At 69.7% G+C, this 14198-nt stretch carries 16 protein-coding genes and 1 tRNA gene; 4 read left to right on the forward strand and 13 right to left on the reverse strand.

All coding sequences use genetic code 11. The features are described 5' to 3' along the window. Window positions 1–456: 456 nt before the first annotated feature. Window positions 457–540: transfer RNA gene (locus tag AB0L33_RS16230), tRNA-Leu, on the forward strand. A 60-nt stretch (window positions 541–600) separates the two neighbouring features. Here AB0L33_RS16230 and rdgB read toward each other — a convergent pair. Both rdgB and AB0L33_RS16240 read right to left on the reverse strand, forming a co-directional pair. Then, the gene (gene rdgB / locus AB0L33_RS16235) at window positions 601–1203 is read right to left on the reverse strand and encodes an RdgB/HAM1 family non-canonical purine NTP pyrophosphatase (RefSeq protein WP_136201948.1); all 603 of its coding nucleotides are present in this window, start codon (window positions 1201–1203) and stop codon (window positions 601–603) included. Window positions 1204–1228: 25 nt separating this feature from the next. Continuing rightward, window positions 1229–1795, reverse strand: a complete 567-nt coding sequence (locus AB0L33_RS16240; RefSeq protein WP_365681817.1) for a TetR family transcriptional regulator — start codon at window positions 1793–1795, stop codon at window positions 1229–1231. 156 nt (window positions 1796–1951) lie between these two features. Between AB0L33_RS16240 and AB0L33_RS16245 the strand changes: the two genes are divergently transcribed. Continuing rightward, window positions 1952–3538: a carboxylesterase family protein gene (locus AB0L33_RS16245; RefSeq protein WP_365681819.1), complete on the forward strand. Its 1587-nt coding sequence runs from the start codon at window positions 1952–1954 to the stop codon at window positions 3536–3538. A gap of 51 nt (window positions 3539–3589) precedes the next feature. Here the strand turns inward: AB0L33_RS16245 and AB0L33_RS16250 are convergent, their stop codons facing one another. From AB0L33_RS16250 to AB0L33_RS16260, 3 genes are all read right to left on the reverse strand, one after another. Beyond that, window positions 3590–3982 (reverse strand): hypothetical protein, encoded by a 393-nt coding sequence (locus AB0L33_RS16250; protein ID WP_365681820.1) that lies wholly within the window; start codon window positions 3980–3982, stop codon window positions 3590–3592. Between the two features lie 124 nt (window positions 3983–4106). Continuing rightward, window positions 4107–4844 (reverse strand): ribonuclease PH, encoded by a 738-nt coding sequence (gene rph / locus AB0L33_RS16255; protein WP_365681822.1) that lies wholly within the window; start codon window positions 4842–4844, stop codon window positions 4107–4109. 99 nt (window positions 4845–4943) lie between these two features. Further along, on the reverse strand, window positions 4944–5177 hold the full coding sequence (locus AB0L33_RS16260; RefSeq protein WP_093708643.1) for a glucose PTS transporter subunit EIIB: 234 nt from the start codon (window positions 5175–5177) through the stop codon (window positions 4944–4946). Window positions 5178–5400: 223 nt separating this feature from the next. On the opposite strand from AB0L33_RS16260, the gene AB0L33_RS16265 reads away from it, so the two are divergent. Next, window positions 5401–6660 (forward strand): PTS transporter subunit EIIC, encoded by a 1260-nt coding sequence (locus AB0L33_RS16265; protein WP_365681824.1) that lies wholly within the window; start codon window positions 5401–5403, stop codon window positions 6658–6660. A gap of 263 nt (window positions 6661–6923) precedes the next feature. Continuing rightward, complete coding sequence (locus AB0L33_RS16270) at window positions 6924–8171, forward strand: PTS transporter subunit EIIC (protein ID WP_365681826.1); 1248 nt, start codon at window positions 6924–6926, stop codon at window positions 8169–8171. 77 nt (window positions 8172–8248) lie between these two features. Here AB0L33_RS16270 and AB0L33_RS16275 read toward each other — a convergent pair whose 3' ends face one another. The 8 genes from AB0L33_RS16275 to clpS form a co-directional block, all read right to left on the reverse strand. Then, window positions 8249–9001: an MBL fold metallo-hydrolase gene (locus tag AB0L33_RS16275; protein WP_365681828.1), complete on the reverse strand. Its 753-nt coding sequence runs from the start codon at window positions 8999–9001 to the stop codon at window positions 8249–8251. A gap of 266 nt (window positions 9002–9267) precedes the next feature. Then, window positions 9268–10218, reverse strand: a complete 951-nt coding sequence (locus AB0L33_RS16280; protein WP_365681830.1) for a cysteine synthase — start codon at window positions 10216–10218, stop codon at window positions 9268–9270. Further along, window positions 10218–10496: a MoaD/ThiS family protein gene (locus AB0L33_RS16285; RefSeq protein WP_018105612.1), complete on the reverse strand. Its 279-nt coding sequence runs from the start codon at window positions 10494–10496 to the stop codon at window positions 10218–10220. Before AB0L33_RS16285 ends, AB0L33_RS16280 begins: the two co-directional genes overlap by 1 nt. Before the next feature lie 126 nt (window positions 10497–10622). Next, window positions 10623–10748, reverse strand: a complete 126-nt coding sequence (locus tag AB0L33_RS16290; protein ID WP_020207342.1) for a putative leader peptide — start codon at window positions 10746–10748, stop codon at window positions 10623–10625. Between the two features lie 123 nt (window positions 10749–10871). Continuing rightward, complete coding sequence (locus tag AB0L33_RS16295) at window positions 10872–11303, reverse strand: M67 family metallopeptidase (protein WP_365681833.1); 432 nt, start codon at window positions 11301–11303, stop codon at window positions 10872–10874. A gap of 91 nt (window positions 11304–11394) precedes the next feature. After that, complete coding sequence (locus AB0L33_RS16300) at window positions 11395–12843, reverse strand: amino acid permease (protein WP_365681835.1); 1449 nt, start codon at window positions 12841–12843, stop codon at window positions 11395–11397. 317 nt (window positions 12844–13160) lie between these two features. After that, window positions 13161–13796 (reverse strand): DUF2017 domain-containing protein, encoded by a 636-nt coding sequence (locus tag AB0L33_RS16305; RefSeq protein ID WP_365681837.1) that lies wholly within the window; start codon window positions 13794–13796, stop codon window positions 13161–13163. Window positions 13797–13838: 42 nt separating this feature from the next. Then, complete coding sequence (gene clpS, locus AB0L33_RS16310; protein WP_073964985.1) at window positions 13839–14153, reverse strand: ATP-dependent Clp protease adapter ClpS; 315 nt, start codon at window positions 14151–14153, stop codon at window positions 13839–13841. Between the last annotated feature and the right edge of the window lie 45 nt (window positions 14154–14198).

The following is a 14198-nucleotide window of genomic DNA, read 5'->3' on the forward strand; positions in this document are numbered from 1 at the left end:
GCAAGCTGGGCCGGCCGGACAGCTCGCGCCAGCGAGCGCTCGTGCGGGAGTGGATCAGTGAGTGCGGGCTCTCGACCTCGCACCTTCTCGGTCAGAGGCACCAGCGGGGACGACCTGGTCCGACACCTCTCAAGCCGGCTGCAGAGATCCTCGTGAAGCACAGCCGTCCGAGACGGACGAAGACAGTGCTGCTCCGCCGCGCCCTGACCGAGACGGGCGTACCCGAGGCCTGCGCGTCGTGCGGCACGGGCCCGCACTGGCAGGGCGCGCGCCTGACACTCGAAGTCGATCACATCAACGGCGACTGGCACGACGATCGGGCCGAGAACCTGCGGCTGCTGTGCCCGAACTGCCATGCGGTCACCTCCACATGGTGCCGGGGAGGCGCACGCGCAACGAGATCAAGTTGAGGCGGTACCTGCCCGGTGGCCCGGCCGGTACCATGGCAGGCGACCAGCGGCGGTGGTGCAATGGCGACACAGCAGACTTAGGATCTGTGGCCCGTGAAACGGCTTGAGGGTTCGAATCCCTTCCGCCGCACCGAAACGGCCTGTACATCGAAGCTTCGATGTACAGGCCGTTTGTGCGTTCGGGGGCAGGTCAGCCCACCAGCTCCCGAACCACCGGCACCAGCGCCCGGAACGCCTTGCCCCGGTGGCTGATCGCGTTCTTCTCGTCCGGGGTCAGTTCCGCGCACGTGCGGGTCTCGCCGTCGGGCTGGAGGATCGGGTCGTAGCCGAAGCCGTAGCCGCCGGCGGGGGTGTGGCGGAGGGTGCCGGTGAGGCGGCCCTCGACCACGCGTTCCGTGCCGTCCGGGAGGGCCAGCGCGGCGGCGCAGGCGAAGTGGGCGGCGCGGTGCGGGGCGTCGATGTCGGAGAGCTGGGCGAGCAGCAGGTCCAGGTTGGCGCGGTCGTTGCCGTGGGTGCCGGACCAGCGGGCCGAGAAGATGCCGGGGGCGCCGCCGAGGACGTCCACGCAGAGGCCGGAGTCGTCGGCGATCGCCGGATGGCCGGTGGCCTGCGCGAGGGCGTGGGCCTTGAGCAGGGCGTTCTCGGCGAAGGTGACGCCGGTCTCCTTGACGTCGGGGACCTCCGGATACGCGTCGGCGCCGACGAGCTCGTGCGTGAGGCCCGCGTCGGCGAGGATCGCGTGGAGTTCGGTGATCTTCCCGGCGTTGCGGGTGGCGAGGATGAGACGGGTCATGCGACCAGTATCGCCGGGCCCGCCCTCACGCCTCGTCGGGCAGGGCGGCGGCCAGCGCGCGGATGCCGGCCAGCACCTCCCCGGCGGTGGGTGCCGACTCCGGGTCGGTGATGTGCTGCATCATCAGGCCGCCGACCAGGGCGAGCTGTACGGAGCCGAGGGTGCGCACCGTCTCCTCGGAGAGTTCGTCCTCGGGTGTCCCCGTGACCTCGTGCGCCATGCCGCTGCGCCCCTGCCGCAGCCCTGAGGCGACCTGTTCGCGGAGCTCCGGGTCGCGCTGGGCGCGCAGGATCGTCTCGAGGTTGGCCAGCCAGAAGGTCTTGTCTGCCGAGAACGCCTCGATGAGGCCGCTCCACAGCGCCGCGAGGCCGCCGTGACGCCCGGCCGGTCCGAAGGCCCGGCCGCCCGAGTCGAGCGCTTCGAAGAGTGCCTGGTTGAGCAGGGCCTCCTTGGAGCCGAAGTGGTAGCCGATGGCCGCCATGCTGACGCCGGCCGCCGAGGCGAGGTCGCGGACGGTGGTGCGCTCGTACCCCTTCTCGAAGAGGCACTTCCTGGCCGCTTCCAGCAGCTTCTCCCGGTTTCCCATACCCATGCGCCGCATCCTAGGGCCGCCCGAGGGAGCGAGGCGAACGCCTGACGCAGGCGTTTTGCGCGTTCGCCTTACACAAACGTATTGCACGATTGCCCAACTGCCCGCTACGTTGATCCCGTTGGCGCACCGAAGACCACGTCGAACTCTGGAGTCCGCATGAGTCCCCTGAAGTCCCGTGTCACCGCCCTCGCCGCATCCGTCGTCGGCGCGGCACTCACCACGACCGCCCTGGCACCTGTGGCCGACGCCTCGGAGCGTCCTCTTCCCACCCGGGTGGTGACCGCCGAAGGCCCTGTGCGGGGAGCGGTCGCCGGTGCGGTGCGGACGTTCCAGGGCATCCCGTACGCCGCCCCGCCCACCGGTGAGCGCCGGTGGAAGAAGCCGCAGCAGGCCCTGCCGTGGTCCGACACCCTGGACGCTCGGGCCCCGCGGAGCGCGTGCGCACAGCCGACGGACCAGCCCATCGCGATCGCCGGCGGCGGGAGCGAGGACTGCCTGTATCTGAATGTCACGACGCCGGCCGAGCGCTCGGCACGGCCCCGGCCGGTGATCGTGTGGCTCCACGGCGGGAGCTTCACCTACGGGGACGGCGCGAGCTACGGCGCGGCGAAGCTGGCGGCCGCGCGGCAGGGCGCGGTGGTGGTGACGGTGAATTACCGGCTGGGGGCGTTCGGGTTCCTGTCGGCGCCCGGTCTGCGCGCTCCGGCGAACCTGGGGCTGCTGGACCAGCAGGCCGCGTTGCGGTGGGTGGCGCGCAACGCGGGTGCGTTCGGCGGGGATCCGGACAACGTGACGCTCATGGGCCAGTCGGGCGGGGGCTACAGCGTGTGCGCGCAGTTGGTGTCACCGGGGGCGCGGGGGCTGTTCCACAAGGCGATCGTGCAGAGCGCGGGGTGCGTCGGGCCGGACGGTTCGTTCACCAGGGCCGAGGCGGAGGAGCAGGGCGAGGCGGTCGTCGAGGCGGCCCTGGGCGGCGACGCGGAGGATGTCGACTCCCGGTTGCGGGCCCTGCCGACGGAGGACCTGGTCGCCGCGTCGGGGTCCGGTCACGACGGGTACCGGCCGGTGGTGGACGGTGAGGTGGTGCCGGAGGCGCCGGCGCGGGCGATCGCGGCGGGGCGGTTCGCGCGGGTGCCGGTGCTGCACGGTTCGACGCACGACGAGATGGCAGGGCTGGCCGGGCTGGACGAGGTCATGACGGGGAAGCCGCTGACCGCCGAGGGGTACGCGGAGAAGGTGGCGGCCCGGTTCGGGGTGGACGCCCCGGCGGTGCTGGCCGAGTATCCGGTGGAGCGGTATGCGGCTCCGGCGGCGGCGCTGTCGGCGGTGCTCACGGACGCGGACTGGTCGACGTCGGCGCTGGACACGCAGCGGGCGCTGGCGCGGCACACGTCGGTGTACGCGTACGAGTTCGCCGAGAAGTCGGCCCCTTACTTCCGGGGCGTGCCGCGTCCGGCGAGCTTCTCGCTGGGCACGGGCCACATGATCGATCTCGCCTACCTGTTCGAGAACGAGCTCTTCGAGCCGCTCGACGCGGCGCAGGCGGAGTTGTCGGACACGGTGGTCGGCTACTGGAGCCGGTTCGCGAGCAGCGGCCGGACGAGCGGCCCGGGGCTGCCGGCGTGGCAGCGGTTCACGGACGACGACGCGTACGTGCAGCGCCTCGCGTCCGGGAACGTCGGCCGGACGGACTTCGCGGCGGACCACCACTACGCGTTCTGGAAGCGGCTCGCCTCGTCGTGAGCGGGTCCGGGTGTCCCCGGCGGCCGTCGTGCCGCCGGGGACGCCCGCGCGTCACGGGGTGCAGACCTTGGCGATCTCGCCGGCCGCGTCGGTGACCGGGCTGATGTCCGGGGTGGCGTCGCCCTTGTCGATGGCGTCGCGGACGTTGGTGACGCCGGAGCGGAGGTCGTCCACGGCGTCGGAGAGGTCGGCGTTGTCCGTCTTGTCGCCGAGGTTGCCCAGCTCCTCCTGGATCTGGTCCAGGGCCTCGGACGCCTGGGTGGGGTCGCTGGAGGCGTTGGACACGGCCTGGCGGAGGTTGTCGACGCTGGTGGCGATGGCGTCGGCGGTGCGGACGCAGTCGAGCGTCTTGTCGAGGGCGCCGCAGCCCGCCGCCGCGGTGGCGGTGATCAGTACGGCCGTGACGGCCAGTGCGGTGCGGTGGAGCCGGTGGCGCGCGGGCATGGTGTGGTCCCTCCCCGGGATGCGGATACGCGGACGGGCGCACGGTTCGACCCGTGCGCCCGTATGCGTATCGACGCCGCTCGGCGGGACTTGGTTGCCTCTTTACCTTCTCGGTTTCGCCGTCTCAGGCGCCGAGCGTGGTGGCCAGTGCCTCGGTCTGGAGCCGGGCGAGGTCGACGCAGCCGGCGGTGGCGAGGTCGAGCAGCGCGTTCAGCTCCGTACGGTCGAAGGGTTCGGCCTCGGCGGTGCCCTGGACCTCCACGAAGCGGCCGTCGCCGGTGCAGACGACGTTCATGTCGGTCTCGGCGCGGACGTCCTCCTCGTAGCAGAGGTCGAGGAGCGGGGTGCCGTCGACGATGCCGACGCTGATGGCGGCGACGGTGCCGGTCAGCGGCTTGCGGCCGGGCTTGATGATCTTCTTGCCCTGGGCCCAGGCGACGGCGTCGGCGAGGGCGACGTAGGCGCCGGTGATGGCGGCGGTGCGGGTGCCGCCGTCGGCCTGGAGGACGTCGCAGTCCAGGACGATGGTGTTCTCGCCGAGGGCCTTGTAGTCGATGACGGCGCGCAGGGAGCGGCCGATGAGCCGGCTGATCTCGTGGGTCCGGCCGCCGATCTTGCCGCGTACGGATTCGCGGTCGCCGCGGGTGTTGGTGGAGCGGGGCAGCATCGAGTACTCGGCGGTGACCCAGCCCTCGCCGCTGCCCTTGCGCCAGCGCGGCACGCCTTCGGTGACGGAGGCGGTGCAGAAGACTTTGGTGTCGCCGAAGGAGATGAGCACGGAACCTTCGGCGTGCTTGCTCCATCCGCGTTCGATGGTGACGGGACGGAGCTGGTCGGCGGTGCGGCCGTCGATACGAGACATGGCGCCGAGCCTATCGGGTGCCTGGGGTCCCGGTTTCCGGGTGCGCCGCAGGCCCCGCCCGGGGTGGGCGGGGCCTGCGGGGACGGGTTCAGGCGGTCGTCACATCATGTCTTCGATGTCGGCCGCGATCGGGTCGGCGTCGGTGCCGATGACGACCTGGATCGCGGTGCCCATCTTCACGACGCCGTGCGCGCCGGCGGCCTTGAGCGCGGCCTCGTCGACCTTGCCCGGGTCGATGACCTCGGTGCGGAGGCGCGTGATGCAGCCCTCGACCTCTTCGATGTTCTCGATTCCGCCGAGCCCGGCGACGATCTTCTCAGCCTTGCTGGCCATGGCCTTCTCCCTGGTTCCTCATGTGCGTGCGACGGCCCACCCTGGGTCCGTTTCGTCACGGTAACGCACGGTTGGCCCAACTTCTCGGGCGGGCAACCGCACGGTCCCCAATGATGACGATCACCGGCGCCCCGCCTTCCGGGCCGGGCTCCGCACCGTATCGCGACTGGTCTACACCAGTATGCGACGACCGCCAAACCAGGCGTGTTCCGGGAGGATGCCGATGAGTTCGAACGCGGCCGCGCTACCGCAGCGGAAGTGGTGGAACGGGCCGGTGCAGGGCCTGCAGAAGGTCGGCCGCAGCCTGCAGCTGCCGGTGGCCGTCCTGCCCGCGGCGGGCCTGCTGGTCAGCCTCGGCAACCTCTTCGACTCCTCGCTGCACGGACGCTTCTGGGACAAGACCGCCAAGGTCCTCCTCAACGGCGGGAGCGCGATCCTCGACGGCGAGCTGGGCCTGCCGCTGCTCTTCTGCATCGGGGTCGCGATCGGCTTCGCGAAGAAGGCGGACGGCTCGACGGCCCTCGCCGCGGTCGCCGGCTTCCTGGTCTACCGGGGGGTGCTGACGGCGTTCCCGGTGGACGGTTCGGTGACCAAGGACGTCCCGGAGGGGGTGCCGCAGAACCCGGGCGTGCTGGGCGGGATCATCATCGGGCTGCTGACGGCCGTGGTCTGGCAGCGCTACCACCGCACCAAGCTGGTCGACTGGCTCGGCTTCTTCAACGGCCGGCGGCTGGTCCCGATCCTGATGGCGTTCCTGTGCGCGGTCCTGGGCGTGCTGTTCGGGCTGCTGTGGCAGCCGGTGGGTGACGCGCTGACCTGGTTCGCCAAGCAGCTGATCGACCTGGGCGCCTGGGGTGCGGCGATCTTCGGCTTCGCCAACCGGCTGCTGATCCCGATCGGCATGCACCAGTTCCTGAACACGTTCTTCTGGTTCCAGGCGGGCGAGTTCACCGGGAGCGACGGGGGCACCGTCCAGGGCGACATCTCCCGGTTCTTCGCCGGGGACCCGTCGGCCGGGCAGTTCACCTCGGGCTTCTTCCCGATCATGATGTTCGGCCTGCCCGCGGCGGCGCTGGCCATCGCGCACACCGCGCGGCCGGAGCGGCGCAAGGAGGTCGCCGGTCTGATGCTGTCCGTCGCGCTCACGTCGTTCGTGACGGGCGTGACGGAGCCGCTGGAGTTCTCGTTCCTCTTCGTCGCGCCGCTGCTGTACGGGGTGCACGCGATCCTGACCGGGGCGTCGATGGGCATCACCTGGGCGCTGGGCGTGCACGCCGGGTTTAGCTTCTCGGCGGGGCTGATCGACTACGTCGTCAACTGGCACCTGGATACGAAGCCATGGCTGATCATGCCCATCGGCGCCTGCTTCGCGGTCGTCTATTACGTGATCTTCCGGTTCGCGATCACGAAGTTCAACCTTCCGACGCCCGGGCGGGAGCCCGAGGAGGTGGAGGAGGACATCGAGAGGAACCTCACGAAGTAGCCTTTATGCAAGGTCACTGACCTTGCCCGAGCGACCCCCGGACCCTGCGGTCCGGGGGTTTTCCGCATGTCACGGTACGTATGCGCGGCCTGCTGCGAAGTAGTCGCAAATTGCAGGTTCCTTATCTATCCCTCACCGTGCTACAACTGGTCTACACCACTCAGTGGTCCAGACCACGTGAAGCTCCGCGCCTCACGTTTCTCGAGTCGTCGCCCACCCAAACCCCCTGTCCCCGGCGGCGCCTTGCTTACTGGAGGAAGTTGATGAGTACGGCCACCGCTACGGCGGCCCCCGCGAAGAAGCGGGGCTCCGGCCTGTTCCAGGGCCTGCAGAAGGTGGGTCGCAGCCTGCAGCTGCCGATCGCGGTGCTGCCGGCGGCCGGCATCATGGTGCGTCTCGGCCAGGACGACATCTTCGGCAAGGACGGTCTCGGCTGGGACAAGGTCGCCGCCGTCTTCAACAACGCGGGCGGCGCCATCACCGGCAGCCTCCCGATCCTGTTCTGCATAGGCGTCGCCATCGGCTTCGCCAAGAAGTCCGATGGCTCGACCGCGCTCGCGGCGCTCGTCGGCTTCCTCGTCTACAGCAAGGTCCTGCAGGCGTTCCCGGTCACCGAAGCGGTGGTCCAGAAGGGTCAGGACGTCGCCGCGACGTACAACGACCCGGGTGTCCTCGGCGGCATCATCATGGGTCTGCTCGCCGCGGTCCTGTGGCAGCGGTTCCACCGCACCAAGCTGGTCGACTGGCTCGGCTTCTTCAACGGCCGCCGCCTGGTCCCGATCATCATGGCCTTCGTCGGCGTCATCGTCGGTGTCTTCTTCGGCCTGGTCTGGGAGCCGATCGGTGACGGCATCTCCAACTTCGGCGAGTGGATGACCGGTCTCGGCTCCGGCGGCGCCGCCCTGTTCGGTGGCGTCAACCGCGCGCTGATCCCGATCGGCATGCACCAGTTCGTGAACACCGTCGCCTGGTTCCAGCTCGGTGACTTCACCAACTCGGCCGGCGAGGTCGTCCACGGTGACATCACCCGCTTCCTGGCCGGCGACCCGACCGCGGGCATGTTCCAGTCCGGCTTCTTCCCGATCATGATGTTCGGTCTGCCGGCCGCCGCGATCGCCATCGCGCACACCGCCCGCCCCGAGCGCCGCAAGGCCGTCATGGGCATGATGGTCTCCCTGGCCCTGACCTCCTTCGTCACCGGTGTGACCGAGCCGATCGAGTTCTCGTTCATGTTCATCGCGCCGGTCCTGTACGTGCTCCACGCCGTGCTGACCGCCGCCTCGATGGCCATCACCTGGGGTCTGGGCGTTCACGCCGGCTTCAACTTCTCGGCCGGGTTCATCGACTACGCGCTGAACTGGACCCACGCCACCAAGCCGTGGATGATCATCCCGATCGGTCTGGTCTTCGCGGTGATCTACTACGTGACCTTCCGCTTCGCGATCGTCAAGTTCAACCTCACCACCCCGGGCCGTGAGCCCGAGGAGGAGGTCGAGGACCTGACCAAGTAGGTCCGGCCCGACAGCCCGAAGCCCTCACCTTCCCGGCGGAAGGTGAGGGCTTCGTCGTACGCGGAAGGGCGCACCGCTCAGAGTTCGTACACCGCGCCCGGCGCCGCGAGTTCCGTCGGGCCGGTGAAGACCTCGCGGGCGTCGGAGAGGTTCCGCCCGGCGTCGGTCCACGGCGGGATGTGCGTGAGCACCAGGCGGCCGACGCCCGCCCGGGCCGCCAGCTCACCGGCCTCGCGGCCGTTGAGGTGGAGGTCCGGGATGTCCTCCTTGCCGTGCACGAAGGACGCCTCGCAGAGGAAGAGGTCCGTGCCCTGGGCCAGCTCGTCCAGGGCCTCGCAGGTGCCGGTGTCACCGGAGTACGTGAGCGAGGAGCCGCCGTGCTCGATGCGGATGCCGTACGTGTCCACGGGGTGCCGGAGCTTCTCCGTACGCACCGAGAAGGGGCCGATCTCGAACCAGCCCGGCTTCAGCGTGTGGAAGTCGAAGACCTCGCTCATCGCGTGGTCGGAGGGGGTGTCCGCGTGCGCGGTGGTGAGCCGCTGCTCGGTGCCCTCGGGGCCGTAGACCGGGATGCGGGCGGGGCGGTCGCCGCCGTGCGGGTAGTACCGGACGACGAAGTACGCGCACATGTCGATGCAGTGGTCGGCATGCAGGTGGCTGAGGAAGATGGCGTCGAGGTCGTAGAGACCGACATGGCGCTGCAGCTCGCCGAGGGCGCCGTTGCCCATGTCGAGGAGCAGCCGGAAGCCGTCGGCCTCTACGAGGTAGCTCGAGCATGCCGATCCCGGGGAGGGGAACGAGCCGGAGCAGCCGACGACGGTGAGCTTCATGGAGCGTGAACCTCCGAGACGTGGGAACGGGGAGGGTTCGTGCGGTTCTCGCGGTGCGGTTTGTCGAGCGTAAGGCGCGAAAGAGCGGGTCGCTCCTTCGGGGTGGCTCGTTGTGGGGGAACTCACCTGCGCTGTCACCGGTTCGGGTGGCGTTCCCCTCCCCGCCCCTTCCCGAAACCGGGGCGCTGCCCCGGACCCCGCTCCTCAAACGCCGGAGGGGCTGGACATGGCCGCAGCCACCTCCAGCCCCTCCGGGGAAAATACGGTCACGCCCAGAGCTGGCCCTGCAGCGTGGCGATCGCCGCCTCCGTGGTCGGCGCGGTGTAGACGCCCGTGGACAGGTACTTCCAGCCGCCGTCGGCCACGACGAACACGATGTCCGCGCTCTCCCCGGCCTTCACCGCCTTGTTGCCCACTCCGATCGCGGCGTGCAGCGCCGCCCCCGTGGAGATGCCCGCGAAGATCCCCTCCTGCTGGAGGAGTTCGCGGGTGCGGGTGACCGCGTCGGCGGAGCCGACCGAGTAGCGCGTGGTCAGGACCGAGGCGTCGTACAGCTCGGGGACGAAGCCCTCGTCCAGGTTGCGCAGGCCGTAGACGAGGTCGTCGTAGCGCGGCTCGGCGGCCACGATCCGGACGCCCTCGACGTGCTCACGCAGGTAGCGGCCGACGCCCATGAGGGTGCCCGTCGTGCCGAGCCCCGCCACGAAGTGGGTCACCGAGGGGAGGTCGGCCAGGATCTCCGGCCCGGTCGTCGCGTAGTGGGCGCCCGCGTTGTCCGGGTTGCCGTACTGGTAGAGCATCACCCAGTCCGGGTGCTGCGCCGAGAGCTCCTTGGCGACGCGGACCGCGGTGTTGGAGCCGCCCGCCGCCGGGGAGGAGATGATCTCGGCGCCCCACATGGCGAGCAGGTCGCGCCGTTCCTGGGAGGTGTTCTCCGGCATCACGCACACGATGCGGTAGCCCTTGAGCTTGGCCGCCATCGCGAGCGAGATGCCGGTGTTGCCGCTGGTGGGCTCCAGGATCGTGCAGCCGGGGGTGAGCCGGCCGTCCTTCTCGGCCTGTTCGACCATGTGGAGCGCGGGGCGGTCCTTGACCGAGCCGGTGGGGTTGCGGTCCTCCAGCTTGGCCCAGATGCGGACGTCGTCCGAGGGTGACAGCCGCGGCAGGCGGACGAGCGGGGTGTTGCCCACCGCGGCGAGCGGGCTGTCGAAGCGCATCAGTTCATGCCGCCGGCGACGGCCGGGAGGATGGTGATGCTGTCGCCGTCGCTGAGCTTGGTGGAGATGCCGTCCAGGAAGCGGACGTCCTCGTCGTTCAGGTAGACGTTGACGAAGCGGCGCAGCTGGTCGCCGTCCACGATCCGCTCCCGGATGCCGGTGTGGCGGCTCTCCAGGTCCGTGAAGAGGTCGGCGAGGGTGTCCCCCTGGCCCTCGACGGCCTTGGCGCCGTCGGTGTAGGTGCGGAGGATGGTCGGGATGCGGACCTCGATGGCCATGGCGTGGGCTCCTGTCGAAGCGGAGTGGTGGCGGTGGGCGTGGGGCGTGCGGCTCTGCCCCCGCGCGGGGTCGGTACGTGGTGCGATGGGCGCCCGGCCGGTCGGCGGCGTCCGGGTGCGGCCCGCTCAGGCCGTGCGGCCGGCGGACCGGTGGTTCGTACAGATCGCGCTGGAGAGGCGGCACAGGTCGACGTGCAGGCGCGCCACGAGCAGCGAGCCCGGCGTCTTGTCACTCACGTCATGGGGAACCATGCGGTCATCGTATCGATTCCCGGCCGGGGATTCGGAGTGTGATCTCACCTGGTGGATGGTTTACGTTCGAGGGGCGGACAGGGCCGGGGTCCGCACGGCCCTGTCGCACCGCTGCCGGGGTGGTCAGGCCGCCGGGTACGCCTCCACGACCCGGACCTCCTCCTCGGTGATCTCGCCGTCCACGATCCGGTACGAGCGGAACTGGAAGGGCCCCGCGTCGTCCGTGTCCGCGGTGGAGACGAGCACGTAGTGGGCGCCGGGCTCGTTGGCGTACGTGACGTCGGTGCGCGAGGGGTACGCCTCGGTCGCCGTGTGCGAGTGGTAGACGATCACCGGCTCCTCGTCGCGGTCGTCCATCTCGCGGTACAGCTTGAGCAGGTCGGCGGAGTCGAACTCGTAGAACGTGGGCGAGCGGGCGGCGTTCAGCATGGGGATGTAGCGCTCGGGGCGGCCGCTGCCGGCGGGGCCCGCGACGACGCCGCAGGCCTCGTCGGGGTGGTCGGCGCGGGCGTGCGCGACGATCTGGTCGTACAGCGTCTGGGTGATGGTCAGCATGGCGCCCAGGATAGGACGACGGGCCCCCGCGTACCGAGGAGTGGTACGCGAGGGCCCGCATCGTGGAACGCCGCTGGTGGGGGCGTACGGATCAGCGCTTGACGCGGTCCGCGAAGGCCTTGCCCTCCGGGTTCCTGGACTTCAGGACCAGGTAGGAGACGCCGAGGATCAGGGCCCAGAGCGGGGCGCAGTAGAGCGAGATCCTGGCGTCCTTGTCGATGCCCATCATGACGATGACCACGGCGATGAACGCGAGCGCGAAGCCGCTGGTGTACGGCGCTCCGGGGGCCCGGAAGGAGGACTGCGGAAGCAGTCCGCGCTCGGCGAGGCGGCGGTAGCGGATCTGGCTGATCAGGATCATGATCCAGGCCCACATGCCGGAGATCGTGGCGAAGGAGACGACGTAGGTGAAGGCGTCGCCGGGCCACTGGTAGTTGACCCACACGCCGACGAGCATGAGCGCGGCGGAGAACGTGGTGCCGATGAGCGGGGTGCCGCTGCGGGTGAGCCGGGTGAAGAACTTCGGGCCCTGGCCGTTGAGCGCGAGGTCGCGCAGCATGCGGCCGGTGGAGTACATCCCGGAGTTGCAGGAGGAGAGCGCGGCGGTGAGGACGACGAAGTTGACGATTCCGGCGCCGACGCCGAGGCCCATCTTCTTGAAGGCCTCCACGAACGGGGAGACGCCGGGCGAGAACTCGGTCCAGGGCACCACCGAGAGGATCATGATCAGCGCGCCGATGTAGAAGACGGCGATGCGCCAGGGCACGGTGTTGATGGCCTTGGGCAGGACGGTCTTGGGGTCCTTGGACTCGCCGGCGGTGACGCCGACGAGTTCGACGGCGAGGAAGGCGAACATGACGATCTGCAGGGTCATCAGGGTGCCCTTGATGCCGTGCGGGAAGAAGCCGCCGTCGGACCACAGATGGGTGACGCTCGCGGTGTCCCCGGCGTCGGAGAAGCCGAGGGTGAGGATTCCGGCGCAGATGAGGATCATGCCGACGATGGCGGTGACCTTGACCATCGAGAACCAGAACTCCAGCTCACCGAAGAGCTTTACGGAGATGAGGTTCACGCCGTACAGAATGATGGTGAAGACCAGGGCCGAGACCCATTGCGGAATGTCGAACCAGAAGGTCATGTACTGGGCGGCCGCGGTGACTTCGGTGATTCCGGTGACGACCCAGAAGAGCCAGTACGTCCAGCCGGTGACGAAGCCCGCGAAGGGGCCGATGAATTCGCGCGCGTACTCCGAGAAGGAGCCCGAGACCGGGCGGTACATGAGGAGTTCGCCGAGCGCGCGCATGATGAAGAAGATGACCAGGCCCGCGATGGCGTAGGCCAGGATGAGGCTGGGTCCGGCCTTGGCGATGGCCTTTCCCGCGCCGAGGAAGAGCCCGGTGCCGATGGCGCCGCCGATCGCGATCATCTGGATCTGGCGGGCTCCGAGTGCTCTCTGATAGCCCTCGGCGGAAGTGGTGGCATCCGCGGCCGCGGCGTGCGGGCCGTCGGGCCCCTTGTCGTCGATCTGCGCCGATGTCATGTGGTTGCGCCTTTCTCCACGCCGATCCGCGCCTTTCGGCCGCGGATCAGGTCCTGATCCCCCCGGATACGGATGGAGTGCCGCCGGTGGTTACCGGCTGATAGCGCCTACCCGGGAACTTGGGTGGCGTTCCCGGGTGGTCGTGAAGATTTATCACGGGCGCAACGGCGATCCGGCGGACGTTTTGTGGCGCACACCACAAGTAAAAGCGGACAAGGCGGAACGGGCGCTGCAAAAAAGACCGTTCAGGTGACGCGATCGTTATTCGGATTTGAGTGTCCGTTGAGCGAACACCGTGACCGGACGCACACCCCGCGTCACGGCATCATGGTCTCGACCAGGGTTTCCTGGAGCGCGCCGAGCCAGAGATAGGCCATGACCATGGGCTTTCGGGGGTCACTGTCCGGAAGCCGGTAGAGCGAGCTCCGCTCGTCCTCCTCCTCGTCGCCGACCTCCAGGCGGGTGCCGATGGTGAGCCGGAGGTCGTTGAGCGAGCCGAGCCAGTTGCGGCACTCGTCGGCGGTGAGCGTGAGGACGGCACCCTTGCCCTCCCGTCGCCCACCACCACCCTTGTCCGAGTCGCTGCGCGACGCCCCTCCCGAAGCGGGGGTCAGCGCGTCGAGCGTCCGGACGACCACGAGCGCGTCCTCGCGCTTGCGGGTGCGCAGGTCGTTCTCGGTGAAGCGGCGGAACTCGGCGGACGCGGCGCGCAGTTCGTCGTCCTCGTCGCCGTACGCCTCGGGGAAGAGGCGGGCCAGCGCCGGGTCACTGGGCGGCTCGCTCGGGCCCTCGGCGAAGAGCGCGGCGAGCGGGTCCTCGCCCTCGGCGGGCTCGTCGCCGGGGCCGATGAGTTCGAGCAGCTGGACGGCGAGGGAGCGCAGGATCGCGATCTCCACCTCGTCGAGCGCGACGGCCGCGCCGCCGCCGGGAGTGGCCTCGAAGTGGCCGGCCATGGGTTCTCTCCGATGATGGTCGGGCGGGCGGGGCGGGGCGTGCTAGTTGCGGTCCTGGGTGAGCGTGGCCCACAGCCCGTAGCCGTGCATGGCCTGGACGTCGCGTTCCATCTCCTCGCGGCTGCCGCTGGAGACGACGGCGCGGCCCTTCTGGTGGACGTCCAGCATCAGCTTGTGCGCCTTGTCCTTGGAGTAGCCGAAGTACGCCTGGAACACGTAGGTCACGTAGCTCATGAGGTTGACCGGGTCGTTGTGGACCAGCGTCACCCAGGGGACGTCGGGCTCGGGGACGACGAGGTGGTCCTCGGCCGATTCGGGACGTTCGATCTCTGTAGGGGCGACGCTCACCTGTCCCATGCTGCCACTCGCAGGGGCCCCTCGCACAAACGGCCCCACCCCGGC

The sequence above is a fragment of the Streptomyces sp. NPDC052299 genome (assembly GCF_040679335.1).
In the GTDB taxonomy this organism is placed as follows: Bacteria; Actinomycetota; Actinomycetes; order Streptomycetales; family Streptomycetaceae; genus Streptomyces.

Excerpts from the sequence above, each read along its gene's own strand:
- rdgB (WP_136201948.1), bottom strand. The coding sequence starts at position 1,203 with ATGACCCGTCTCATCCTCGCCACCCGCAACGCCGGGAAGATCACCGAA.
- AB0L33_RS16240 (WP_365681817.1), bottom strand. The coding sequence starts at position 1,795 with ATGGGTATGGGAAACCGGGAGAAGCTGCTGGAAGCGGCCAGGAAGTGC.
- AB0L33_RS16245 (WP_365681819.1), top strand. The coding sequence starts at position 1,952 with ATGAGTCCCCTGAAGTCCCGTGTCACCGCCCTCGCCGCATCCGTCGTC.
- AB0L33_RS16250 (WP_365681820.1), bottom strand. The coding sequence starts at position 3,982 with ATGCCCGCGCGCCACCGGCTCCACCGCACCGCACTGGCCGTCACGGCC.
- rph (WP_365681822.1), bottom strand. The coding sequence starts at position 4,844 with ATGTCTCGTATCGACGGCCGCACCGCCGACCAGCTCCGTCCCGTCACC.
- AB0L33_RS16260 (WP_093708643.1), bottom strand. The coding sequence starts at position 5,177 with ATGGCCAGCAAGGCTGAGAAGATCGTCGCCGGGCTCGGCGGAATCGAG.
- AB0L33_RS16265 (WP_365681824.1), top strand. The coding sequence starts at position 5,401 with ATGAGTTCGAACGCGGCCGCGCTACCGCAGCGGAAGTGGTGGAACGGG.
- AB0L33_RS16270 (WP_365681826.1), top strand. The coding sequence starts at position 6,924 with ATGAGTACGGCCACCGCTACGGCGGCCCCCGCGAAGAAGCGGGGCTCC.
- AB0L33_RS16275 (WP_365681828.1), bottom strand. The coding sequence starts at position 9,001 with ATGAAGCTCACCGTCGTCGGCTGCTCCGGCTCGTTCCCCTCCCCGGGA.
- AB0L33_RS16280 (WP_365681830.1), bottom strand. The coding sequence starts at position 10,218 with ATGCGCTTCGACAGCCCGCTCGCCGCGGTGGGCAACACCCCGCTCGTC.
- AB0L33_RS16285 (WP_018105612.1), bottom strand. The coding sequence starts at position 10,496 with ATGGCCATCGAGGTCCGCATCCCGACCATCCTCCGCACCTACACCGAC.
- AB0L33_RS16290 (WP_020207342.1), bottom strand. The coding sequence starts at position 10,748 with ATGGTTCCCCATGACGTGAGTGACAAGACGCCGGGCTCGCTGCTCGTG.
- AB0L33_RS16295 (WP_365681833.1), bottom strand. The coding sequence starts at position 11,303 with ATGCTGACCATCACCCAGACGCTGTACGACCAGATCGTCGCGCACGCC.
- AB0L33_RS16300 (WP_365681835.1), bottom strand. The coding sequence starts at position 12,843 with ATGACATCGGCGCAGATCGACGACAAGGGGCCCGACGGCCCGCACGCC.
- AB0L33_RS16305 (WP_365681837.1), bottom strand. The coding sequence starts at position 13,796 with ATGGCCGGCCACTTCGAGGCCACTCCCGGCGGCGGCGCGGCCGTCGCG.
- clpS (WP_073964985.1), bottom strand. The coding sequence starts at position 14,153 with ATGGGACAGGTGAGCGTCGCCCCTACAGAGATCGAACGTCCCGAATCG.